Annotated in this window: 24 protein-coding genes; 4 read left to right on the forward strand and 20 right to left on the reverse strand. The window is 66.0% G+C overall.

Annotation, left to right across the window (positions count from 1 at the left end; all coding sequences use genetic code 11):
- Positions 1 to 13 precede the first annotated feature (13 nt).
- The 6 genes from AB4Z16_RS05605 to sucC form a co-directional block, all read right to left on the reverse strand.
- Positions 14 to 430 (reverse strand): VOC family protein, encoded by a 417-nt coding sequence (locus tag AB4Z16_RS05605; protein ID WP_441510356.1) that lies wholly within the window; start codon positions 428 to 430, stop codon positions 14 to 16.
- Positions 431 to 494: 64 nt separating this feature from the next.
- Positions 495 to 881 carry a hypothetical protein gene (locus AB4Z16_RS05610; RefSeq protein ID WP_441510357.1) on the reverse strand — a complete coding sequence of 129 codons (387 nt, stop codon included), beginning with the start codon at positions 879 to 881 and terminating at the stop codon, positions 495 to 497.
- A gap of 11 nt (positions 882 to 892) precedes the next feature.
- The gene (odhB, locus tag AB4Z16_RS05615; RefSeq protein ID WP_441510358.1) at positions 893 to 2122 is read right to left on the reverse strand and encodes a 2-oxoglutarate dehydrogenase complex dihydrolipoyllysine-residue succinyltransferase; all 1230 of its coding nucleotides are present in this window, start codon (positions 2120 to 2122) and stop codon (positions 893 to 895) included.
- Positions 2123 to 2246: 124 nt separating this feature from the next.
- On the reverse strand, positions 2247 to 5204 hold the full coding sequence (locus tag AB4Z16_RS05620) for a 2-oxoglutarate dehydrogenase E1 component (protein ID WP_441510359.1): 2958 nt from the start codon (positions 5202 to 5204) through the stop codon (positions 2247 to 2249).
- 181 nt (positions 5205 to 5385) lie between these two features.
- A complete protein-coding gene (gene sucD, locus AB4Z16_RS05625; RefSeq protein WP_441510360.1) occupies positions 5386 to 6270 on the reverse strand; it encodes a succinate--CoA ligase subunit alpha in 885 nt (294 codons plus the stop codon).
- A gap of 9 nt (positions 6271 to 6279) precedes the next feature.
- On the reverse strand, positions 6280 to 7476 hold the full coding sequence (gene sucC / locus AB4Z16_RS05630) for an ADP-forming succinate--CoA ligase subunit beta (protein ID WP_441510361.1): 1197 nt from the start codon (positions 7474 to 7476) through the stop codon (positions 6280 to 6282).
- A gap of 176 nt (positions 7477 to 7652) precedes the next feature.
- On the opposite strand from sucC, the gene AB4Z16_RS05635 reads away from it, so the two are divergent.
- On the forward strand, positions 7653 to 8291 hold the full coding sequence (locus AB4Z16_RS05635; RefSeq protein WP_441510362.1) for a 2OG-Fe(II) oxygenase: 639 nt from the start codon (positions 7653 to 7655) through the stop codon (positions 8289 to 8291).
- A gap of 62 nt (positions 8292 to 8353) precedes the next feature.
- Here the strand turns inward: AB4Z16_RS05635 and mdh are convergent, their stop codons facing one another.
- From mdh to argH, 7 genes are all read right to left on the reverse strand, one after another.
- On the reverse strand, positions 8354 to 9319 hold the full coding sequence (gene mdh / locus AB4Z16_RS05640; protein ID WP_441472987.1) for a malate dehydrogenase: 966 nt from the start codon (positions 9317 to 9319) through the stop codon (positions 8354 to 8356).
- Positions 9320 to 9632: 313 nt separating this feature from the next.
- Positions 9633 to 10232: a TetR/AcrR family transcriptional regulator gene (locus AB4Z16_RS05645; RefSeq protein ID WP_441510363.1), complete on the reverse strand. Its 600-nt coding sequence runs from the start codon at positions 10230 to 10232 to the stop codon at positions 9633 to 9635.
- A gap of 2 nt (positions 10233 to 10234) precedes the next feature.
- Complete coding sequence (zapE, locus tag AB4Z16_RS05650; protein ID WP_441510364.1) at positions 10235 to 11413, reverse strand: cell division protein ZapE; 1179 nt, start codon at positions 11411 to 11413, stop codon at positions 10235 to 10237.
- A gap of 195 nt (positions 11414 to 11608) precedes the next feature.
- Positions 11609 to 12439, reverse strand: a complete 831-nt coding sequence (locus tag AB4Z16_RS05655; RefSeq protein ID WP_441510365.1) for an ABC transporter substrate-binding protein — start codon at positions 12437 to 12439, stop codon at positions 11609 to 11611.
- A 35-nt stretch (positions 12440 to 12474) separates the two neighbouring features.
- Entirely contained in the window at positions 12475 to 13269 is a 795-nt protein-coding gene (locus tag AB4Z16_RS05660) for an amino acid ABC transporter ATP-binding protein (RefSeq protein WP_441510366.1), read from the reverse strand.
- On the reverse strand, positions 13266 to 14159 hold the full coding sequence (locus tag AB4Z16_RS05665; protein WP_441510367.1) for an amino acid ABC transporter permease: 894 nt from the start codon (positions 14157 to 14159) through the stop codon (positions 13266 to 13268). The genes AB4Z16_RS05660 and AB4Z16_RS05665 overlap by 4 nt, the downstream gene beginning before the upstream one ends.
- Positions 14156 to 15571 (reverse strand): argininosuccinate lyase, encoded by a 1416-nt coding sequence (gene argH, locus AB4Z16_RS05670; RefSeq protein WP_441510368.1) that lies wholly within the window; start codon positions 15569 to 15571, stop codon positions 14156 to 14158. Before argH ends, AB4Z16_RS05665 begins: the two co-directional genes overlap by 4 nt.
- A 96-nt stretch (positions 15572 to 15667) precedes the next feature.
- On the opposite strand from argH, the gene AB4Z16_RS05675 reads away from it, so the two are divergent.
- From AB4Z16_RS05675 to AB4Z16_RS05685, 3 genes are read left to right on the forward strand one after another with little or no spacing between them, the layout of a single operon-like run.
- Entirely contained in the window at positions 15668 to 16591 is a 924-nt protein-coding gene (locus tag AB4Z16_RS05675) for a LysR family transcriptional regulator (RefSeq protein WP_441510369.1), read from the forward strand.
- A 54-nt stretch (positions 16592 to 16645) separates the two neighbouring features.
- Complete coding sequence (locus AB4Z16_RS05680) at positions 16646 to 17032, forward strand: SpoIIAA family protein (protein WP_441510370.1); 387 nt, start codon at positions 16646 to 16648, stop codon at positions 17030 to 17032.
- A gap of 16 nt (positions 17033 to 17048) precedes the next feature.
- On the forward strand, positions 17049 to 17333 hold the full coding sequence (locus tag AB4Z16_RS05685; RefSeq protein WP_441510371.1) for a DUF3175 domain-containing protein: 285 nt from the start codon (positions 17049 to 17051) through the stop codon (positions 17331 to 17333).
- 251 nt (positions 17334 to 17584) lie between these two features.
- Here AB4Z16_RS05685 and AB4Z16_RS05690 read toward each other — a convergent pair whose 3' ends face one another.
- From AB4Z16_RS05690 to pstS, 7 genes are all read right to left on the reverse strand, one after another.
- Positions 17585 to 17764: a hypothetical protein gene (locus AB4Z16_RS05690; RefSeq protein ID WP_441510710.1), complete on the reverse strand. Its 180-nt coding sequence runs from the start codon at positions 17762 to 17764 to the stop codon at positions 17585 to 17587.
- A gap of 107 nt (positions 17765 to 17871) precedes the next feature.
- Positions 17872 to 18570, reverse strand: a complete 699-nt coding sequence (gene phoB, locus AB4Z16_RS05695) for a phosphate regulon transcriptional regulator PhoB (protein ID WP_265050013.1) — start codon at positions 18568 to 18570, stop codon at positions 17872 to 17874.
- Positions 18571 to 18581: 11 nt separating this feature from the next.
- Positions 18582 to 19301 carry a phosphate signaling complex protein PhoU gene (phoU, locus tag AB4Z16_RS05700; protein WP_441510372.1) on the reverse strand — a complete coding sequence of 240 codons (720 nt, stop codon included), beginning with the start codon at positions 19299 to 19301 and terminating at the stop codon, positions 18582 to 18584.
- A 207-nt stretch (positions 19302 to 19508) separates the two neighbouring features.
- Positions 19509 to 20315: a phosphate ABC transporter ATP-binding protein PstB gene (gene pstB / locus AB4Z16_RS05705; RefSeq protein ID WP_441510373.1), complete on the reverse strand. Its 807-nt coding sequence runs from the start codon at positions 20313 to 20315 to the stop codon at positions 19509 to 19511.
- Positions 20316 to 20354: 39 nt separating this feature from the next.
- On the reverse strand, positions 20355 to 21239 hold the full coding sequence (pstA, locus tag AB4Z16_RS05710) for a phosphate ABC transporter permease PstA (protein ID WP_441510374.1): 885 nt from the start codon (positions 21237 to 21239) through the stop codon (positions 20355 to 20357).
- A 17-nt stretch (positions 21240 to 21256) separates the two neighbouring features.
- The gene (gene pstC, locus AB4Z16_RS05715; protein WP_441510375.1) at positions 21257 to 22231 is read right to left on the reverse strand and encodes a phosphate ABC transporter permease subunit PstC; all 975 of its coding nucleotides are present in this window, start codon (positions 22229 to 22231) and stop codon (positions 21257 to 21259) included.
- A gap of 181 nt (positions 22232 to 22412) precedes the next feature.
- Positions 22413 to 23438 carry a phosphate ABC transporter substrate-binding protein PstS gene (gene pstS, locus AB4Z16_RS05720; RefSeq protein ID WP_441510376.1) on the reverse strand — a complete coding sequence of 342 codons (1026 nt, stop codon included), beginning with the start codon at positions 23436 to 23438 and terminating at the stop codon, positions 22413 to 22415.
- Between the last annotated feature and the right edge of the window lie 43 nt (positions 23439 to 23481).

Here is a 23481-nt window from a genome sequence, read left to right on the forward strand (position 1 = left end):
GGCTCGGTATCGGCTATAGCGGCGCGTTGAAGGCCCAGACATGGCCGAAGGGATCGCGCAGGCGGCCATAGCGGGCGCCCCAGAACACGTCGCTCGCCGGCATGAACACGTCGGCGCCGGCGGCCTCGGCTTTCGCGAGGGCAGCGTCGACATCAGCCGGCGCGGGCAGGTTGATGCTGATGGCGACGCCCGTGCCCTTCAGGCTCGTCGGCGCCGTGACATGGCCGCCGAATTCGGGGAACTCGTCATGCAGCATGATCTCGCCGCCAAACAGGGCGAGATTGGCATGCATCAGTCTGACGCCGTCCTCGGCCAACGCCTTGAAGGTGCATTCGGCATCAAAAGCCTTCTCATAGAAGGCGATCGCGTCAGCACCGCCCCTGACGCAAAGATGTGGCTGGATCGATGGAGGATTGGGTCCGAAAGCCATGTGCCGTCCCCTGCCCGGGCTGAACGATCAGATCAGATCGTACCACCACGCCGCATCACCCCGATCATCGATGCGGCGGCGCAAACCGTGACAGCCCCATTGGTACGAGGGCTGCGAGGCCAATGATGTCAGCATACACGATCTTCGTGATGGCGGGTCCATAGCCACCGACCATCAGCGCGATCGCGATGAAGCTCGCCATGCTTGCCGCGGCAGCAAGTCCCACCGCACCGCGCAGCCCGGGACGGACCACCGCCGCAAGCAGCAACAGCCCCAGAATTCCGAACAGAACCGCGCGATGTCGCAGCAGTATCTCAAGATCGGGCGAGGTGATCTCGAAACCATAGAGAGAGCGCAGCCAGTCGACGCCGGCTGCGCCCATGAGAGGTAGCAGATTGACGATCCCGGCCAGGGCAAGGCCGCCGGAGACGAGCTTTGCCGGGATCATCATGTTGGCCGGTCTCAGAGATCCAGCACGAGGCGCGCCGGGTCTTCGAGGCCTTCCTTGACGCGGACGAGGAAGGTCACCGCTTCCTTGCCGTCGATGATGCGGTGGTCGTAGCTCACAGCCAGATACATCATCGGGCGGATCTCGATCTTGCCGCCCACGACGACCGGACGTTCCTGGATCTTGTGCATGCCCAGGATCGCCGATTGCGGCGCGTTCAGGATCGGAGTCGACATCAGCGAGCCGTAGACGCCGCCGTTCGAGATCGTGAAGGTGCCGCCCTGCATCTCCTCGATCTTGAGCTGGCCATCGCGGGCCTTCTTGCCGAACTCGCCGATCTTCTTCTCGACACCGGCGATCGACAGCATGTCCGCATCGCGCACCACCGGAACCACCAGGCCCTTCTCGGTGCCGACGGCGACGCCGATGTGGTAGTAGTTCTTGTAGATGATGTCGGTGCCGTCGATCTCGGCATTCACAGCCGGGATCTCCTTCAGCGCCTGGACGCAGGCCTTCACGAAGAAGCCCATGAAGCCGAGCTTCACGCCGTGCTTCTTCTCGAACACGTCCTTGTACTGGTTGCGCAGCGCCATGACGTTGGTCATGTCGACCTCGTTGAAGGTCGTCAGCATCGCGGCGTTGGACTGGGCCTCCTTGAGGCGGCGCGCGATGGTCTGGCGCAGCTTCGTCATCTTGACGCGCTCTTCGCGCGAGGCGTCGTCCGGCGCCGACGGAGCGCGGACCTGAACCGGGGCGGGAGCCGCCGCAGGCGCGGCGCCGACGCCGGTCGCGATCGCGGCGAGCATGTCGCCCTTGGTTACGCGGCCATCCTTGCCCGAAGCCAGGACCGACGAGGCGTTGATGCCGCTCTCGGCGGCGAGGCGCGCCACGGCCGGGCCGGAATCCGCAGCCTTGGTCGCAGCCGCCTTCGGCGCCTCGGCGGCCGGAGCGGCAGCGGCGGGCTTGGCCTCCGCCTTGGGAGCGGGCGCCGCAGCGGCGGCAGCGCCGCCATCGGCGATCGAACCGAGCAGCGCGTTGACGCCGACCGTCTCGCCTTCCTTGGCGACGATCTCGCCGAGCACGCCGGCGGCCGGGGCATTGACCTCCAGCGTCACCTTGTCGGTCTCCAGCTCGACGAGAGGCTCGTCGGCCTTCACCGCCTCGCCCGGCTTCTTGAACCACTTGCCGATCGTGGCCTCGGAAACGGATTCGCCGAGGGTGGGTACGCGGATTTCGGTCGCCATGTCAGGCCTCTGTTGTCTCGTTCTCTGGCGGTCGGTTCGGCATCGGCTGAAGCCCGGGAGCGGCCTTCAGGCGCCGATGCGGCATCGAACCCGGCAACACCGAAGCGGTGCCGCCGGGGGTTGATCAGGCCGCGAAGGCCTCGTCGAGGAATGCGTTGAGCTGCGCGGTGTGCTTCGACATCAGGCCGGTCGCGGTCGCGGCCGAGGCCGGGCGGCCGACATAGCGCGGCCGCTTCGACTTGGAGCCGGCATGGCCGAGGACCCATTCGAGATAGGGCTCGACGAAGGTCCAGGAGCCCATGTTCTTCGGCTCCTCCTGGCACCAGACCACGTCGGCGGCCTTGAAGCGTGCGAGCTCCTGCGCCAGCGTCTTCAGCGGGAACGGATAGAGCTGCTCGACGCGCATCAGATAGACGTCGTCGACACCCCGCTTCTCGCGCTCCTCCAGCAGATCGTAATAGACCTTGCCGGTGCAGAGCACGACGCGGCGGATCTTCGAGTCCTTGACCAGCTTGGTGGTCGACTTGCCGCGCTCGGCGTCATCATGCAGCACGCGGTGGAAGGTCGATCCTTCGGCCAGTTCACCGAGGTCGGAGACGCAGCGCTTGTGGCGCAGCAGCGACTTCGGCGTCATCAGGATCAGCGGCTTGCGGAAGTCGCGCTTCAGCTGACGGCGCAGGATGTGGAAGTAGCTCGCCGGCGTCGAGCAGTTCGCGACCTGCATGTTGTCCTCGGCGCACATCTGCAGGAAGCGCTCGAGGCGGGCGGAGGAATGCTCCGGCCCCTGGCCTTCATAGCCATGCGGCAGCAGGCAGACGAGGCCGGACATGCGCAGCCACTTGCGCTCGCCCGAGGAGATGAACTGGTCGAACACCACCTGCGCACCGTTGGCGAAGTCGCCGAACTGCGCCTCCCACATCGTCAGCGCGTTCGGCTCCGACAGTGTGTAGCCGTATTCGAAGCCGAGCACCGCCTCTTCCGAGAGCATCGAGTTGATAACCTCGTAGCGGGCCTGCTCCTCGCGGATATGGTTCAGCGAGGTGTGGCGCGCCTCGGTTTCCTGGTCGATCAGGACGGAGTGGCGCTGCGAGAAGGTGCCGCGCTCGCAATCCTGCCCGGAGAGACGGACCGGGTTGCCGTCGAGTAGCAGCGAACCGAAGGCCAGCGCCTCGGCGGTCGCCCAGTCGATGCCCTCGCCCGCCTCGACCGCCTTCTTGCGATTGTCGAGGAAGCGCTGGATCGTGCGATGCACGTTAAAGCCGGCCGGAACCGCCGTGATCTTCTCGGTGATCTCCTTGAGCACCGCCGCCGGCACGCCGGTGGCGCCGCGCCGCGGATCGTCCTCATCGGCGCGGATCGCCTTCATGCCGGCCCAGCGGCCGTCGAGCCAGTCGGCCTTGTTCGGCTTGAAGGCTTGCCCGGCGTCGAACTCGACCTCGAGCTTGGCCTTCCAGGCCGCGCGCATCTCGTCGAGCTCTCCGGCGTTGATGACGCCCTCGGCCTCGAGCTTGGCGGCGTAGAGTTCCAGCGTGGTCTTGTGACCGCGGATCTTGCGGTACATCAGCGGCTGGGTGAAGCCCGGCTCGTCGCCCTCGTTATGGCCGAAGCGGCGATAGCAGAACATGTCGATCACGACCGGCTTGTGGAACTTCTGCCGGAACTCGATCGCCACCTTGGCGGCGAAGACCACTGCTTCCGGGTCGTCGCCGTTCACATGGAAGACCGGCGCCTCGACCATCTTCGCCACGTCGGACGGATAGGGCGAGGAGCGCGAATAGCGCGGATAGGTGGTGAAGCCGATCTGGTTGTTGATGATGAAGTGCAGCGAGCCGCCGGTGCGATGGCCCTTCAGCCCGGAGAGGCCGAGGCATTCCGCCACGACGCCCTGGCCGGCGAAGGCCGCATCGCCATGGATCAGCAGCGGCAGCACCTTCGAACGCTCGACGATGTCGCCGAACTGATCCTGCTTGGCGCGCACCTTGCCGAGCACGACGGGGTCGACGATCTCGAGATGCGAGGGGTTGGCGGTCAGCGAGACATGGACGTTGTTGCCGTCGAACTCGCGGTCGCTGGAGGCACCGAGATGGTACTTCACGTCGCCCGAGCCCTCGACGTCATCAGGCGCGAAGGAACCGCCCTTGAACTCGTGGAAGAGCGCGCGGTGCGGCTTGCCGAGCACCTGGGTCAGCACGTTGAGGCGGCCACGATGGGCCATGCCGAAGACGATGTCGCGCACGCCGAGCGCGCCGCCGCGCTTGATGATCTGCTCCAGCGCCGGAACGAGCGCCTCGCCGCCGTCGAGACCGAAGCGCTTGGTGCCGGTGAATTTGAGGTCGAGGAACTTCTCGAAACCCTCGGTCTCGACCAGCTTGTTGACGATCGCCTTCTTGCCTTCCTTGGTGAAGGCGATCTCCTTGTCCGGCCCCTCGATCCGCTCCTGCAGCCAGGCCTTCTGCTCGGGGTCGGAGATGTGCATGAACTCGATGCCGACCGTGCCGCAATAGGTCCGCTGCAGCACCGCGACCATCTCACGGACGGTGGCGAACTCCATGCCGAGCACGTTGTCGATGAAGATCTTGCGGTCGAGATCAGCTTCGCCGAAGCCGAAGGCGGTCGGCGACAGCTCTTCGCGATCGTTGCGGCTCTCGATGCCAAGCGGGTCGAGCTTGGCATGGAGATGGCCGCGCATGCGATAGGCGCGGATCAACATGATCGCGCGCACGGAATCGCGGGTCGCCTGCTGGACATCGGCCGGCGAGAGCACCGTTCCGGCGGCCTTTGCCTTGGCGCCGAGCTTGTCGGAGACGACCTTCTCGACCACGGCCCAGTTGCCGTCGAGCGCCGAGATCAGCTCGCCATTGGCGACGACCGGCCAGTTCGGCTTCTTCCAGGAGGCGCCCTTGGCGTTCTCCAGCACCGACTGCTTGTCGTCCTGCAGCGCGCCGAAGAAGCTCTGCCACTGCTCGTCGACCGACTTGGGGTCGGCCTCGTAGCGGGCGTAGAGGTCCTCGATATAGGCCGCGTTGCCGCCGTAGAGGAACCCGGTCTGTGCGAGAGCCTCGTTGATATCCTGGCGAGCCATGATGCTCCTGCCTTCCTTCACCGCTTGCGACATGTCCGAACCCTTGCCCGGACATCCATTAATTTGCCGTCATGGTCGGCCTTGAGCCGACCATCTCATGCCGTTTTTGCCGTCGCCTCCTCCGGGACGAGATGGTCGGGGCAAGCCCGACCATGACGTGCGCCGGCGAGGCTTCAGGGGTTCAGCCCTTCAACACCTCGACCAAGGTCTTTCCAAGGCGCGCCGGCGAGGGCGAGACCCGGATGCCGGCCGCTTCCATCGCCGCGATCTTGTCTTCGGCGCCGCCCTTGCCGCCCGAGATGATCGCGCCGGCATGCCCCATGCGGCGGCCGGGAGGAGCCGTGCGGCCGGCGATGAAGCCGACCATCGGCTTCTTGCGGCCGCGCTTCGCCTCGTCCTTGATGAACTGGGCCGCGTCCTCTTCGGCCGAGCCACCGATCTCGCCGATCATGACGATCGACTCGGTCTTGTCGTCGGCCAGGAACATCTCGAGCATGTCGATGAACTCGGTGCCCTTGACCGGGTCGCCGCCGATGCCGACCGCGGTCGTCTGACCGAGGCCCTCGCGGGTGGTCTGGAACACCGCCTCATAGGTCAGCGTGCCCGACCGCGAGACGATGCCCACCGAGCCGGGCTTGAAGATGTTGGCCGGCATGATGCCGATCTTCGACTCGCCCGCCGTGACGACGCCCGGGCAGTTCGGCCCGATCAGCCGCGACTTCGAGCCCGAGAGCGAGCGCTTGACCTTGACCATGTCGAGCACCGGGATGCCCTCGGTGATGCAGATGATCAGCGGGATCTCGGCGTCGATCGCCTCGCAGATCGCGTCCGCGGCGCCCGGGGGCGGAACGTAGACGACGGAGGCGGTGGCGCCGGTCTTGTCGCGGGCCTCGGCGACCGTGTCGAAGACGGGCAGGCCGAGATGGACTGAGCCGCCCTTACCCGGCGAGGTGCCGCCGACCATCTGCGTGCCGTAGGCGATCGCCTGCTCGGAGTGGAAGGTCCCGTTCTTGCCGGTGAAGCCCTGGGTGATGACCTTGGTGTTCTTGTCGATCAGGATGGACATGTCTGCTCCTCAGGCCTTCTTGACCGCGGCGACGATCTTCTGCGCGGCGTCGTCGAGGTCATCGGCGGGAATGACGTTGAGGCCGGAGTCGCGGATGATCGTCTTGCCTTCCTCGACATTCGTGCCTTCGAGGCGCACGACCAGCGGAACCTGAAGGCCGACCGCCTTCACCGCGGCGATGACGCCGCGCGCGATGACGTCGCACTTCATGATGCCACCGAAGATGTTGACCAGGATGCCCTTCACCTTCGGATCGGCAGTGATGATCTTGAACGCCGCCGTCACCTTCTCTTCCGAGGCGCCGCCGCCGACGTCCAGGAAGTTCGCCGGGCTTTCCCCATAGAGCTGGATGATGTCGAGCGTCGCCATGGCGAGGCCGGCGCCGTTGACCATGCAGCCGATCGTGCCATCGAGCGCGATATAGGCGAGGTCGTACTTCGAGGCCTCGATCTCCTTCTCATCCTCTTCCGTGATGTCGCGCAGCGCAACGATCTCGGGATGGCGGTAGAGCGAGTTGGAGTCGAACGAGATCTTGGCGTCGAGGCACTTGATCTGGCCCTGCGTCGTCACGATCAGCGGGTTGATCTCCAGCATGTCCATGTCCTTGGCGATGAACGCCGCATAGATCTGGCTGAGAACGGTGCCGGCCTGCTTGGCGAGGTCGCCGGAGAGGCCGAGGATGCGGGCCATGGAGCGGCCGTGATGCGGCATGATCCCGGTCGCGGGATCGACCGAGAAGGTCTCGATCTTCTCGGGCGTGTCATGAGCCACAGCCTCGATGTCCATGCCGCCTTCGGTCGAGATGACGAAGGCAACGCGCGAGGTCTCGCGGTCGACCAGCGCCGAGAGGTAGAACTCCTTCTCGATGTCCGAGCCGTCCTCGATATAGAGGCGGTTGACCTGCTTGCCGGTCTCGCCGGTCTGCGCGGTCACCAGCGTGTTGCCGAGCATTTCCTTGGCGTGGGACTCGACCTCTTCGACCGACTTGGCCAGGCGCACGCCGCCCTTGGCTTCGGCGGGCAGTTCCTTGAACTTGCCTTTGCCGCGGCCGCCGGCGTGGATCTGCGACTTCACCACGTAAAGCGGCCCCGGCAGCTTCTTGGCGGCCTCGACCGCCTCCGCCACCGTTAGTGCCGGGAAGCCGGCCGAAACGGGCGCGCCGAACTCCTTGAGGATGGCTTTGCCCTGGTATTCGTGGATATTCATCCGGTAGCTCCTGACTGGGCTTTGGAAAATGAAGGGCCGGAACCGGGCACCGTACCCCATCGGATCGAAGACGGCGAAACCCCGGCGCGAGCGCCCCTCGCGGCCGATTGCGTGGCCGAGGATTTCGATGATAGGACGGAGCAATCAGACTGAAGATCTGACTGGAGGATCAACCTATGCCGATGTCGTATTCCTGCATCAACATCGATTCCGTTCGCTCCGCGCGCACCGAGCGAGAACCCTACAACTACTTGGTCGCCGGCAACGTCATCTTGCCGGGCGCTGTCGACAGCTTGCGCAGCGATTTCCCCGACATCCGTGAATCGGGCTACCATCCCGAGGAAGATCTCGACCGGCATGGCGCCTTCGCGAAACTCCTCGAAGAGATGAAGGGCCGGGAGATGTCCGAGATCGTCTCCGAGAAGCTCGACATCGACCTCGTCGACAAGCCGAAGATGATCACGATCCGCAAGGTCTCCGCCGCGAAGGATGGACGCATCCACACCGACAGCGAATCGAAGATCGCGACCCTGCTGGTCTACCTCAACGACGCCTGGCAGGACTCGCCCGCCGGACGCCTGCGGGTGCTCTACAACGGCACCGACTTCGAGAACATGAAGGAGGAGATCAGCCCGGTCACCGGCTCGCTCTTCGCGTTCCGTCGCGCGGACAACTCCTGGCACGGGCACACATCCTTCGTCGGCGAGCGGCGCGTCGTCCAGATGACCTGGCTCCGGAGCCAGGCCGACGTCGAGCGCAAGAAGAGCCGCGGCTCCTTCACCCACATGGTCAAGAAGGTGCTGCACCTCGGGTGACGGCCGCAGCCGTCCCCCGATAGTCTGCTGCCTATGTGCCTGCGCCCGGCGCATCGCTCGCCTTAGCCGGCCAGCGACGCGTCGACGCCCTTGCAGGCGTCGACCAGGCCCTGCACCGAGGCGACCGACTTCGCCAGCATCTCCTTCTCGGCGCCATTGAGGCGGATCTTCACGACCCGTTCGACACCCTTGGCGCCGATGACCACCGGCACGCCGACGAACATGTCCTTCACGCCGTACTGGCCCTTGAGATAGGCCGCGGCCGGCAGGACGCGCTTCTGATCCTTGAGGTAGCTCTCCGCCATCGCGATGGCGGAGGCCGCCGGCGCATAGAAGGCCGAGCCGGTCTTGAGCAGGTTGACGATCTCGCCGCCGCCCTTGCGGGTGCGCTCGACGATGGCGTCCAGCTTCTCCTGCGTCGTCCACTTCATCTTGACGAGGTCCGGCAGCGGGATGCCGGCGACGCCGGAGTAGCGGACCAGCGGCACCATGTCGTCGCCATGGCCGCCGAGCACGAAGGCCGAGACGTCCTTGACCGAGACCTGGAACTCCTCGGCGAGGAAGTGGCGGAAGCGGGCGGAGTCGAGCACGCCGGCCATGCCGCAGATCATGTTCGGCTTGATGCCGGAGAACTTCTGGAGCGCCCAGACCATGGCGTCGAGCGGGTTGGTGATGCAGATCACGAAGGCCTTCGGCGCGTACTGCTTGATGCCCTCGCCGACCGACTTCATCACCTTCAGGTTGATGCCGATCAGGTCGTCGCGGCTCATGCCGGGCTTGCGCGGCACGCCGGCGGTGACGATCACGACGTCGGCGCCCTTGATGTCCTCATAGGAGTTCGTGCCCTTGTAGCCGGCGTCGAAGCCGTCGACCGGAGCGGACTCGGCGATATCGAGGCCCTTGCCCTGTGGGATGCCCTCGGCGATGTCGAACAGGACGACGTCCCCCAGTTCCTTGAGGCCGGCGAGGTGGGCGAGCGTGCCACCGATCTGGCCGGAGCCGATGAGGGCGATCTTCTTACGGGCCATTGCCTAGTCCTTTTGTTTCTGGCGCTACCATCGAGACCGGCCGCTGCCGGCTTCGACATCCACAATGCCTTGGCTCTGCGACTGGCCGGCGGGCCGGCCGAAGCGTGCGTTCCTTTGGCCCAAACCGGGCTTTTGCCGCAACCCTTGCCCAAAAAGCGGCTTTTCTCGGGCATTGCAGGCAGACCGGACGGTAGCGCAGCGCCAAGCTCGATTTTTCAACGACTTATCGGAGAAGGCTTCGCGCGCTCGGTTCCATTTGGGACAAAGGCCACAAGTTACAACATACACATATTGTAATTCGTAACCAGATTATTCACACGATCCCGCTGCCGAGCACCCGCAGGATCACCCGGATCAGGGTGGACAGCCGCGTATCCACCGAGGCCTGCGGCACGTCGGCTTCCAGCGCCAGCGAGGCGGGATGAATGAAGCGGTTCGTCGCATCGATGACGAAGGCGACGGCGCGCTCGCGGTCGCGCGGCTCGAAGACGCCCGTCGCGACCCCCTCGTCGACGACGCGCTCGAACAGAGCCCTCACCCGCGTGCGGTTGCGCCGGCTGATGGCATGACGCTTGGCGACCGCAAGCGACAGCGCCGCGAAGAGATGCGGGTCCTCCTGCAACAGGTCGCGATTGGCCTTGGCCAGCGCCAGGATCAGGCGTTCGAGCTTGTCGTCGGCCGGGTCGGGGCCGTCGGCGACGTCGGCGAGCCTGCGCTCGGTCGCCTTCAGCCAGACATCGACGACGGCATCGATCAGCGCCACGCGGGAGGGAAAGTAGCGGTAGACATTGGCATGGGTCATGCCCGCCTCTTCCGCCACGGCGACGACGGTGAAGCGCTTCAGCCCGAACTTGCGCAGATGCTCGCTGGCGACCGAAAGGATGCGGGTCTCGCTCGGTTCGCGCTGGGGCATGTTCAGGTCTCTACCAGCCCGGTGGTGTCGCCGCTCGCCGCCGAGTCCGGCCTGCCATGCGGGAGGGCCAGATAATCCTCCGAGCGCATCTCGATCAGCCGCGAGACCGTGCGGTCGAACTCGAAGGCCTCGCGCCCCTGCCTCGCATGGTAGAGTTCATGCGGCTCGGCCGCTGCCGAAGCGACGAGCTTCACATGGTGCTCATAGAGCGTGTCGATCAGGATGATGAAGCGCTTGGCCTCGTTGCGCCGATCGAAATTGAGGATCGGAATATCGTCGAGTACCAGCGTGTGGAAGCGCTGCGCCAGCGCGATGTAGTCGGAGGCGCCATAGGCCTGACTGCACAGATCGCCGAAACCCGCCCGGGCCACGCCACCCGCCGCCTGCGGCAGGACAAGCTCGTGGCCTTGCACGGGCAGCGCCGTCCGGTGCCCGTGCGCCACGCCCGAGAGCGCCTTGAAGGCCGCATCGAGGGCGGCCCTGGCCTTCGCATCGGCGGGCACATGGTAGACCGGCGCGCCGCCGAGCTTCTCCAGCCGGAAATCCGTGCGCGAATCGAGTTTGAGCACCTCGACCTTGGTCTGCAGCAGCGCGATGAACGGTAGGAAGAGCGCCCGGTTGAGGCCGCCCTCATAGAGCCGCGACGGCTCGACATTCGATGTCGCGACCACGACGATCCCGGCTGCGAACAGCGCCGTGAACAGGCGCCCGAGGATCATCGCATCGGCAATGTCGGTGACCGTGAACTCGTCGAAGCAGAGCAGATAGGCGTCATCAGCGAGATCGGCGGCAACCGGCGCGATCGGATCGGAATCCTTGACCTCGCCGCTCTTGATCTTCTGTCGGTAGGCGTTGATGCGAACGTGAACGTCGGCGAGGAATTCGTGGAAATGCACCCGGCGCTTGCGCTTCACCGGCGCGGCCTCGAAGAACATGTCCATCAGCATGGTCTTGCCGCGGCCGACCGAGCCCCAGATATAGAGCCCCTTCGGCGCCTGCGCAGTATCCGGCTTCTTGCCGAAGAGCCACCCCAGCGCGCTGCCCTTGCGGGCGAGGCGGCGGGCGGCAAGCGTCTCCGTCAGCGCCTCCAGCTTCTTCACCGCCGCCACCTGCGCCGGATCGCGCTCGATGGCGCCCGCCTCGACCAGGGCGGCGTAACGGTCGGTAATCGAGGCTGACATGGCGGCGTGCGGGGGGCGATCCAGGATAGACCTGACCGGGTTACGGCAGCGCGGCCGCCCGGGCAAGCCCATCCGATGCCAGGCGAGGATGAGCCGGCGGGGCGGCCGATACGAAAATCCCGGCGCGGGCGGACCCGGCCGGGATGATTGTCGTCGAGATCGCCAGAGCTGCTGCGCCCCCGATCAAAAGGCGGCTTACTCGCCCTTGTTGACCGTGATCGGCTTGATCGCGTTGTCGGGCAGACCGTACTTCTGGATCAGCGCGTCATAGGTGCCGTTCGCCTGCAGGCGGTCCAGCGCCGCCTTGACGGCGTCGCGCAACTGCGTGCCCTCAGCCGTCTTGGCGAAGGGAATGCCGGCGAGCGAGTGGGTGAAGGGCTTGCCCAGCGGGATATAGGTGTTGGGCTCGAGCTTCTGGAAATGGCTCATCGTTTCGCTGCCCTGGACGCCGCCCTGCAGGCGCTGCGTCTTGAGCTGGGTGCGAGCGTCGACCGAGCCCTCGGTGCCGACCACGTTGATCGCCGGCTTGCCCTTGGCGACGCAGTTCGCCTCGCTCCACTCGCCGATCTGGCGCGGCCAGTTGGTCGAGCGGCTGGCGCCGACGCTCTTGCCGCACAGGTCTTCCGGGGTCTTGATCGCGTCCTTGAAGGCCGTGACCGTGTAGAATTGCGCGCCGGAATCCATGTAATCGACGAAATCGGCGCTTTCGCGCCGCGCCGGCAGGTCGCTCATGCCAGCCATCACCGCATCGACGCGGCCGGTCTGCAGCGAGGGCAGCATCTGGGCGAAGGCGGTCTCCTGCCACTCGACCTTGAGGCCGAGCTCCTTGGCGATGGCCTCGCCCAGCTCGATGTCGAAGCCGGCGAGCTGGTTGGTCGCCACGTCCTTGTAGGCGATCGGCGGATAGTTCGGCTGGGTCGCGATCACGATCTTGCCGGCGGTCTTGATGCGGTCCGGCAGGGCCTGGGCCTGCGCGGCGAGCGCGGTGCCGGCGAGCAGGGCCGCGGCAATGGTCAAACGAAGCATGGGTCTCTCCCTCTAGTGAACTGTTTCCGCAGCCGTCACTTCAGGACGGCGGCGATGAAGTCGCGCGTGCGCGCCTGCTTGGGCGCGACGAGAACGGTCTGTGGCGGACCCTGCTCGACGATCTCGCCCTTGTCCATGAACACGACGTCGCCTGCCACCTCGCGGGCGAAGCCGAGTTCATGCGTGACCACGATCATGGTCATGCCGGAGGCCGCAAGATCGCGCATCACGCCCAGCACCTCGCCGACGAGCTCGGGGTCGAGCGCCGAGGTCGGCTCGTCGAACAGCATGAGCTTGGGCTTCATCGCCAGCGCCCGTGCGATGGCGATGCGCTGCTGCTGCCCGCCCGAAAGCTCGCTCGGATAGGAATCGCGCTTCTCGGCGAGCCCGACCCGCTCCAGCAGCGCCGTCGCTTCGGCGACGATCTCCTTGCGCGGCCGCTTCAGCACGGTCAGCGGCCCCTCGATGATGTTCTGCAGCGCGGTCATGTGGTTGAACAGGTTGAAGCGCTGGAACACCATGCCGGTGACGAGGCGCTGGCGCGCGATCTCGACATCGTTCAGCTCGTGCAGCTCGTCGCCGACGCGGCGATAGCCGATCAGCTCGCCATCGACGCGGATCGCGCCCTGATCGATCTTCTCGAGCTGGTTGATGCAGCGCAGCAGCGTCGATTTGCCCGAGCCCGACGGCCCGATGATGCACTGGACCATGCCGGGCTCGATCGAGAGCGAGACGTCGTTCAACGCCTTCAACTCGCCGAAGAACTTGCTGACGTTCGCGATCGTGACGATCGCGTTGTCGCTCATGGCCGTGTTCGCCGTCGCGTTCATGCCGATTGCTCCTGCACCGCCGCGCGCTTGGTGCGCCGCCCTCCCCGCCCCTTCGAGAAGTGACGTTCGAGGAAATACTGTCCGATCTGCAGCAGCGTCACCACGAGCAGATACCAGCCGGCAGCGACGATCAGCAGCTCGATGACCCGGGCATTGGCATAGTAGATCGTCTGCGCATTGCGCAGGATCTCGGCGTACTGGATCACGCTCGCCACCGAGGTCAGCTTGACCATGCTGATCACCTCGTTGCCGACCGGCGGGATGATGACGCGCATCGCCTGCGGCAGCACGATCCGGCGCAGCGTCGTCAGCCGGGTCATGCCGATCGCCTTGGCGGCCTCGGTCTGCCCCTGGTCGACGGAGAGGATGCCGCCGCGCACCACCTCCGCCGTATAGGCGCCCTGGTTCATGCCGAGCCCGAGCAGCGTTGCCATGAACGGCCCGATGATGTCGATCGTGCGCCAGGAGAACAGGCCGGGGATGCCGATGGTCGGGAAGACCAGCGCCAGATTGAACCAGATCAGGAGCTGTAGCAGCAGCGGCGTGCCGCGGAAGAACCAGATATAGAACAGCGCCACGCTGCGCAGCACCGGGTTCGGCGACATGTACATGATGGCGAAGATCACGCCGAGCACGACGCCGAGCGTCATCGCACAGACCGTCATGATCAGCGTGTTGCCGAGGCCGGCGATGATGGCGGGCGCGGTGAAGAACTGCCGGACCACCGGCCAGGCGATGTCGCCCTCGACGAAGGCCATCACCAGCCAGGCGAGGATGGCGAGGATGATCGCCGAGGCGACCCAGCGCCCGTAGAAGCGCCGCGGCACGATCCTGAGATGCGAGACGTGGGCGAGATCGCGGCTGCTGATCGGCGAGGTGGCGGCACTCATCGGCCCGTCTCCCGGCTCCAGGTTTCGAGGGCGGCGAGCTTGCCGCGGAAGCGGTCGATCTGCTCGCGCACGCGGTCGGGCGCCGTGCCGCCATGGCCGCTGCGCGCAGCGACCGCGGCGTCGAGCGTCAGATGGTCGAGCACGCCGGCATCGAGGCGCGGATCGACCGCCCTGAGATCGACAGCGTCGAGCGACTCCAGCTCCCGGCCCAATTCCTCGCAATAGCGCACCAGCGCCCCCGTGATCTCATGCGCCTCGGCGAAAGGCACGCCGTTGCGGGCGAGATAGTCAGCCACCTCGGTCGCCAGCGCAAAGCCGGAACCGGCCTGAGCGCGCATCGTCCCGGCGTCGGCGCTCATGCTGGCGATCAGCCCCGCGAAGGCCGGCAGCACCTCTTCCAGCACGTCGACGGCGTCGAAAGCGGCGCGCTTGTCCTCGGCGAGATCGCGGTTATAGGAAAGCGGCAGCCCCTTCAACGCCCCGAGCATGGCGACGAGGTCGCCGGTCAGTCGTGCCGCCCGGCCGCGCGAGATTTCCGCGATGTCCGGGTTCTTCTTCTGCGGCATGATCGAGGAGCCGGTGGCGAAGGCGTCGTCCAGCGTCACCCAGGCGAATTGCCTGGAGGCCCAGAGCGTCACCTCCTCGGCGAGACGCGACAGGTTGGTCGTCAGCATGGCCGCGACGAACAGGAACTCCGCGACATGGTCGCGCGCACCGACCGCGTCGACCGAATTCTCGAACGGCCCGTCATAGCCGAGCGCGTTGGCGCTGAGCTCGGGATTGAGCGTGATCGCGGAACCGGCAAGCGCCGCCGCCCCGAGCGGAGATTGGCCGGAGCGCTTCTCCCAGTCGGTCAGGCGAGAGGCGTCGCGCATCAGCACCTGGCCGTGCGCCATCAGCCAATGGCCGAAGGTGACCGGCTGCGCGCTCTGGAGATGCGTGAAGCCGGGGCTGACCGAGGCTGCATGCAACTCGGCCTGGTCGGCGATCGCGGTCAGCAGCTCGGCCAGCATGCCCGCCAGCGATCGCGACTTGGCCCGCAGATAGAGCTTGAGGTTGTTGGCGGCCTGGTCGTTGCGCGAGCGTCCGGCACGCAACTTGGCGCCGGTCGAGCCGATCCGCTCGGTCAGGATGCGCTCGATGAAAGTGTGAACGTCCTCGTCCTGCGGGCCTGGAGCGATCCGCCCCTCGACCGTATCCTGCGCGATCGCATCGAGCGTGGTCAGGATGGTGTCGAGCTCCTGCGCCGTCAGCAGCCCGGCGCGGGCCAGTTCGGCCGCATGCGCCTTGCCGCCCGCGACATCCTGCGGCACCAGCCTCGCGTGCTCGCTGGCCGCGCTCGACAGCTTCATCAGCCGCGGATCCGGCGGCTTGCGGAAGCGTCCGCCCCACAGGCGGGTCGTCTGGTTCATGATGCTGGCTCCTCCCGTTAGGGAAGAATGACCTCTTGACCGAAAGCCCGGCAAACGAAACGATCTCCGCAGAGATAGTCTAAAAAGGAATACCCCATGGCCGCCGGCCGGGCTCCGCCGTCATCGACCGCGCTGCGGGCCTTCACCACGGTTGCGCGCCTGGGCTCGACCGCCCGCGCCGCCCTGGTCGTCAACCTGACCCAGAGTGCCGTCTCAAAGCAGATCCTGTCGCTGGAGCACCACCTCGGCACGGTGCTGTTCGACCGTAGCCCGCTCGGCCTCAAGCTCACCGAGGCCGGAGCGATTTATCTGCCCTATGCCGAAGCCGCGCTGGAGCAGATGGAGCGAGGTGCCAGGCGCCTCGCCGAGCGCAGCGCCATTGCCCGGCCGATCCGCCTGCACATGATCGCGATCGCGGGTGAGCGCTGGCTGATGGCCCGCTTTCCCGCCTTCGCGGCGGCGCATCCCGGTGTCGACGTCCAGTTCACCAACTATGTGAGCGAGAGCGAGACCGAGGAGCCGGATATCGAGATCTCTCACGGCGTCCCCCCCTGGCCCGACAGGGAGGCCCACTATCTTTTCGGCCGCGATGTCGCCCTCGTCGCCGCGCCCGGCCTCGTCGAGCGCATGGGCGGCTTTCGCCGCCCCGCCGACATTCAGAAGATGACGCTGCTGCAGCACTTCCAGATGCCGACCTTCTGGGCCGAGTTCACCGAGACCCACGACCTGCGCGGCGCGGTGCCGGAGCATACTGTGCGCTACGGCTACTATTCCGTCATCATCAGCGCCGCCGTGGCGGGGTTGGGGGTCGCGCTGACGCCGCGCTGTTACGTGGCGGACGAGTTGGCCTCGGGCGCGCTCGTCAACCCGCTCGGACTCGGCTTCACCAGCGCTACGGGCTGCTGGCTCATCCGCCCGTTGGGCCAGCCGCAACGCCCCGGCCTCGATGAATTCGTCGGCTGGCTGCGCTCCGAAGCCGCGCGGTTCGATGCCGCCACCCGTGGATCCTCAGCCGCCTGATCATCGGGCGAAACATCCGCTCTTGCCCCGCGTTGTCTGGATCAAGGAGGAGTCATGTTAACGATCCTGCCCGCACCGGACCATGTCGGCGCCTACCGCCTGTCGCAGACGCTGACCAGCGACGATCTCGACGGGATCATGGCCGATATCGACGCGAAGCTCGCACGACACGAGAAAGTCGGCATCCTCGCCGACCTCACCGATTTCACCGATATGACCTTGGCTGCCGCCTGGAAGGATGCGCGCTACAGCCTCGGCAAGCTGTGGGAGCTGCAACGCTTCCCGCGCGAGGCGGTGATCACCGACAGGGGCTGGCTTGCGGCCTTCGTTGACTTGCTCAATCCGGCGATCCCCTTCGTGACTGTCCGCACCTTCAAGCCGGAGGAGTACGAGACCGCATTGACCTGGGCCGGCGACATCGAGGGCGGACCAAACGCCTGACCGACAGGAGGACGCCATGCCCGTCCACAAGCACAGATGGTCGGCCGATATCACCAGCCGGAGCAACGCGCTCGATTTCGAGAAAGCCGTGTTCACGCGTGGCGATCCGCGCCAGATCGCGCGCTCGCTGAAGCGGTCGGCCGAGCACAGCCGCCGGCGCAAATCGGGCCCCTATCGCTCGGCGATGTCGATGCTCACCTTCTACATCAACCGCGCCGGCCGGAAACTGCCGGCCGAGCGCCGCAGGACTCTGGAAGCGGCCAAGCACAGCTTGCGCCGCCTCTTCCACCGAGAGGGCTGAAGCGCCTGCCGTCGCCCTTCAGGGGATCGACCTGAAGGCCGGTTCTCATGGCGCCTTGCCTCCCTTGCGCGCCGGATCATGCGAGTGGTGGCTGTCGCGTTCGCCGCCGCCACCCGAAACGCGAGCGTGCCGCCGGTTGTCATCGGCAAGCGGATGTCCGGCGGCTTCTTCGCGTTCTCATGCGATGAGCCGGGGCCGCCGTGCCGGATGGTCTGCGGCGCCTTGGTCGAGGTCGACGTTCGGCAACCTTCTCAACGATCCTGTTGCAGACCCTGATGGGTCGTGTTGATGCGTGTATTGCCCTGCTGGCCCTGCTGATCAGGCTGGCTCGGTCGGCGCTCGCCACCTCTGGCGCTGCGCAGATCGCGCTCGGCATGATCCGGCTCGCCCGGGCCCTTGTCGCTTCGATTGGCCGGCGGGATGGGCGGCATCTTGCTCACGGCGACCTCCTCTGGCTCGCGCTGACTTTCAGGATCAACGCGAGCGAGCAGGCAAGGTTCACCGCCAGTTGCGATGAGGAGGAGAGCTGGAGCGCCGCTCAGCTGCGCGCAAAAGTCTCGTCGAAGGCGTAGCCGGCGCCGCGCACGGTGCGCAGCGGATCCTTGGTATTGGCCGGCGTGATCGCCTTGCGCAGCCGGCCCACATGAACGTCGACGGTGCGCTCGTCGATATAGACGTCGCGGCCCCAGACGGCATCGAGGAGCTGAGCGCGCGAATAGACGCGGCCGGGCGCCTGCATCAGGAACTCGAGCAGCCGGAACTCGGTCGGGCCGAGATGCAGCTCGCTGCCGGCACGGCGGACGCGCCGGGTCGTGCGATCGAGTTCGAGATCGCCGGCGGCGAGCAGCCCCGCGACATGGCCCGGCTTGGCGCGGCGCAGCAGCGCCTGTATGCGCGCGATCAGCTCTGGCAACGAAAAGGGCTTCACCACATAGTCGTCCGCGCCAGTCGCGAGCCCGCGGACGCGTTCGGTCTCCTCGCCGCGCGCCGTCAGCATGATGATCGGCACGCGTTCGGTGTCGCGTCGCGAACGCAAGCGGCGGCAGAGTTCGATGCCAGAAAGGCCCGGCAGCATCCAGTCGAGCAGCACGAGATCAGGCGTGTGGTCGCGCAGATGCAGTTCAGCGTCATCCCCGCGCGCGACGCTGTCGACCTCGAAGCCCTCGGCCTCGAGATTGTAGCGCAGCAGCAGGGTTAGCGGCTCCTCGTCCTCGACGATCAGGATGCGTGCGGCCATGATGATCTGCTTCAGTTCCCGGTGATCGCCTCGACCTCGATATTGGTCGTGTCGAGCTTCGGCCGGTTCACGTCGAGCGAGTCGCCGGTGATGAGATAGTGAATCGTCTCGGCGATGTTGGTGGTGTGGTCGCCGATGCGCTCGATGTTCTTCGCGCAGAACAGGAGATGCGTGCAGAAGGTGATGTTGCGCGGATCCTCCATCATATAGGTCAGGAGCTCGCGGAACAGCGAGGTGTAGAGCGCATCGATCTCGTCGTCGCGGCGCCAGACGTCGAGCGCCTTCTGCTCGTTGCCGGCAGCGTAGGCGTCGAGAACGTCCTTGAGCTGCGCCTGCACCAGGCGGCTGATGTGCTCGAGCCCGACCACGGCGCGGTGCGGCGGCTGGAACTGGCCGGCGATGGCGACGGCGCGCTTGGCGATGTTCTTGGCGAGATCGCCGACGCGCTCGATATCGGCGGCGATGCGGATCGCCGAAATCAGCTCGCGCAGGTCGTTGGCGAGCGGCTGGCGCCGGGCGATGGTCAGTACCGCCTTTTCCTCGACGTCCCGCTGGAGGTTGTCGAGGCGCTGGTCGGCCGTGATGATCTTCTGGGCAAGGCCGGTGTCCCGGCGCACCAGCGCCACGGTCGAATCGCCGAGCATGCGCTCGGCCATGCCGCCCATTTCGGCGAGGCTGCGGCGGATGCCTTCGAGATCGGTATCGTAGGAGCGGACGATGTGGTCGGTCATGGGCGGCGTGTCCTCTAGATCATTAGCGCCGGTGCAGCGTCGTCGTTTTCAGGTCGGCATGCTCAACCCTCAGCCCTCATCCTGAGGAGCAAGCGAAGCTTGCGTCTCGAAGGATGCTCCGGTTGGTTCCGGAGCCTCCTGGACCATCCTTCGAGACGCCGCTCGCGCGGCTCCTCAGGATGAGGGCTGCTGGTTTGAAACCGGTCTTCAGCCGAACCGGCCGGTGACGTAGTCCTGCGTCTGCTTCTTGGCAGGGTTCATGAAGATGGTATTGGTCGGCGCGAATTCGACGACCTCGCCCAGATACATGAAGGCGGTATACTGCGAGATGCGGGCCGCCTGCTGCATGTTGTGCGTGACGATGGCGATGGTGAAGTCGCTCTTCAGCTGCTCCAGCAGATCCTCGATCTTGCCGGTCGAGATCGGGTCAAGCGCCGAGGTCGGCTCGTCGAACAGGATCACTTCAGGCTTCTGGGCGATGGTTCGCGCGATGCACAGGCGCTGCTGCTGGCCGCCGGAGAGACCCATGCCGGAGCTCTTCAGCTTGTCCTTGACCTCGTCCCAGAGCGCGGCACGGCGCAGCGCGCCCTCGACGCGGTCGTCGAGCTCGGACTTCGGCGGCTTCTCGTAGAGGCGGATACCGAAGGCGACGTTGTCGTAGATCGACATCGGGAAGGGCGTCGGCTTCTGGAACACCATGCCGACGCGCGAGCGCAGCTCGTTCACATCGACATCGTTCGAGATGATGTTGCGCCCGTCGAGCATGATCTCGCCGGTGGCCTTCTGCTCCGGATAGAGCGAGTAGATCCGGTTGAAGATGCGCAGCAGGGTCGACTTGCCGCAGCCCGACGGGCCGATCAGCGCGGTGACGTGCCGGTCGCGGAAATCGAGATTGATGTTCTTCAGCGCCTTGTGCTCGCCGTAGTAGAAATCGAGGTTCTTCACCGCGATCCGGACGGGCGCCTCGGCATCGAGCGTCTGCGGGGAGAGTTCAAGGGTCGAAAGCATCGACATGGTCCTCAAGGTCGGACGCGACCGGGTTGGATTCAAGTCTTATTTGCCGCCGGCGACAAAGCGGCGGGCAATGATCGAGAGCAGCAGGATCGAGACCGTGATGATCAGCGATCCCGCCCAGGCCAGTTGCTGCCAGTTCTCATAGGGAGCGGAGGCGAACTGGTAGATGGTGACGGGCAGGTTCGAGACGCCGCCGACCAGGGTCGGCGAGAACCAGAAATTGTTGTTCAGCGCGGTGAAGATCAGCGGCGCAGTCTCGCCGGCGATACGGGCGAGAGCCAGCAGGATGCCGGTCACCATGCCGGCCTTGGCGGCGCGCCAGGTCACCGAGGTGATGACGACCGACGGCGGGGCGCCGAGGGCCGAGCCGGCTTCGCGCAGCGGGCCGGGCACGAGGTTCAGCATGTCCTCGGTGGTGCGCACGATGACCGGGATCGCGATGATGCCGAGCGCGACGCCGCCGGCCCAGCCGGAATAGCCGCGGAAGGGCTCGACCAGGATCACATAGACGAACAGACCGATCAGGATCGACGGTGCCGACAGCAGGATGTCGTTGATGAAGCGGATCAGGTTCGCGAGCTTCGAGCCCTTGCCGTATTCGGCAAGCCAGGTGCCGGCGAGCACGCCGACCGGGGTCGCGACCGCGATCCCGAGAAAGGTCAGCACCACCGAGCCGACGATGGCGTTGGCGAGGCCGCCGCCCTGCGAGCCGGGGCCCGGCGTAACTTCGGTGAAGGTCGCGAGCGAGAGCCCGCCGATGCCCTTCACCAGTAGCATGCCGAGAATCCAGAACAGCACGAAGATGGCGCAGAAGGTGAAGCCCGTGGCGATGATCTTCATCAGCCGGTCGGCTGTGCGGCGGGACTGGCGCACGCGCCCCCAGGGGGTGTGGGGCAGTTCGCGCGGCGTGGAGGCGGTCGTCATGCTCATCTCTCAGGACCTCAGTAGCGCTTCACCCGGGCGACCAGGAGCCGCGCGATGACGAGGACGACGAAGGTGACGAAGAACAGGATGCAGCCCAGCGCGATCAGCGAGTTGAGCTGCAGGCCCATCGCCTCGTTGAACTCGTTGGCGATGCGCGAGGCGATGGTCGAGCCGGGATCGAGGATCGAGGCCGACAGGCGGTTGGCGTTGCCGACGACGAAGGTGACGGCCATCGTCTCGCCGAGGGCGCGGCCGAGGCCGAGCATGATCGCGCCGATGATCGAGACGCCGGCCTGCGGCACCAGCACATGGCGCACGACCTCCCAGGTCGTCGCGCCGATGCCGTAGGCACTTTCGCGCAGCACGGAAGGGATCTGCTCCAGCATGTCGCGGGTGATCGAGGCGATGAAGGGCACGATCATGAATGCCAGGATGATGCCGGCCGTGAAGATGCCGAGGCCCGAAGGGGACCGGGAGTAGAGGACGGTGCCGACGATCGGAATGCCCTCGACGAGGTTCGAGAGCGGGATCTGCACATAGGCCGCGAAGAGCGGCACGAAGACGAACAGGCCCCACATGCCGTAGATGATCGAGGGCACCGCAGCGAGCAGCTCGATCGCGGTGGCGACCGGCTTCTTGAACCAGCCCGGCGCCAGCTGGGTCAGGTAGACCGCGATGCCGAGCGAGAGCGGCACGCCGATGACGAGGGCGATCAGCGCGGTCGAGAGCGTGCCGACGATCGCCGGCCAGGCGCCGTACTGCTCGTTCTGCGTATCCCAGACGCTGGAGGTGATGAAGCCGAGGCCGAACTCGCGGAAGGCCGGCCAGCCGCCGATGATCATCGAGATCATGATACCGGCGAGCAGCACCAGCACGAGCAGCGCCGCGGCGAAGCTCGCATTGCGGAAGAAGAGGTCGAACCCCGCCTTCGGCGCCTTGCGGACGACCGGCCTTGTGCCGGGAACGTTCGTCATATCGGTTGCTGCGGTCATCCGCGGGGGCTCCGGTCTCGTTGCCGGGATTGCCATGGCCGGTCGCCCGTCCCGATCAATCCCAGCCCTCATCCTGAGGAGCATCCTGCGGGAGGGCCAGCTGGGGCCGCCCCTCAGGATGAGGGCTTGAAGAGAGCGGCAAGGCGGGACTGGCCCGCCTCGCCTTGTCAGTTGGCAGCGATCAGAAGATCGGCTTGCCGGCGGTGTCGGTCACGCCCTTCCAGGCGCTGCGGACCTGATCCTTCACATTCGACGGCAGGGCGACGTAGTCGAGCTCGCTCGCCAGCTTGTCGCCGTTCTTGTAGGCCCAGTCGAAGAACTTCATCGCGGCCTGCACCTCTTCCGGCTTCTCCGGCTTGGCATGGACCAGGATGAACGTCGCCGAAGTGATCGGCCAGGCATCCGCGCCCTTCTGGTTGTTGAGCGAGATGCCGAAGCCCGGCTGCTCCTGCCAGTTGGCGTTGGCGGCGGCAGCCTGGAAGGCCTTCTCCTCGGGAGCCGGGAAGTTGCCGTCGGCGTTCTTCACCAGGGCGTGGGCAAGCTTGTTCTGCTTGGCATAGGCGTATTCGACATAGCCGATCGAGTTGGCGACCTGCTTGACCGAGGCGGAGACGCCCTCATTGCCCTTGCCGCCGATGCCGACCGGCCACTGGACCGACTGGTTGGCGCCGATCTTGGCTTTCCAGTCAGCCGAAACCTTGGAGAGGTAGTCGGTGAAGACGAAGGTCGTGCCCGAGCCGTCCGAACGGTAGACCGGGTTGATGTTGGCATCCGGCAGGGTGACGCCGGCGTTGAGCGCGACGATCTTCGGGTCGTTCCACTTCTTGATGTCGCCCAGATAGATCTGCGCAATGATCTCGCCCGAGAGCTTGAGCTTGCCCGGCTCGACGCCGGCGATGTTCACGGCCGGCACGACGCCGCCCATCACGGTCGGGAACTGGATCAGGCCGTCCTTGGTCAGGTCCTCGCCCTTGAGCGGGGCGTCGGTCGCGCCGAAAGCGACGGTCTTGGCCTTGATCTGGCGGATACCGCCGCCCGAGCCGATCGACTGGTAGTTGAGGCCCGTGCCGGTGTCCTTCTTGTAGGCCTCGGCCCACTTCGAATAGATCGGGAAGGGGAAGGTCGCGCCGGCGCCGGTGATGTCGGCAGCCTGGGCGGAACCGGCAATCCCGGCGGCCACGGCCGCCAGAACGAGAATCTTGCGCATGGAGATGTCCTCTCTAGGTCGCTGTTTACAGCGCCCCTGTCAG

This window comes from Allobosea sp. TAF32 (assembly GCF_052113585.1).
Lineage (GTDB): Bacteria > Pseudomonadota > Alphaproteobacteria > Rhizobiales > Beijerinckiaceae > Allobosea.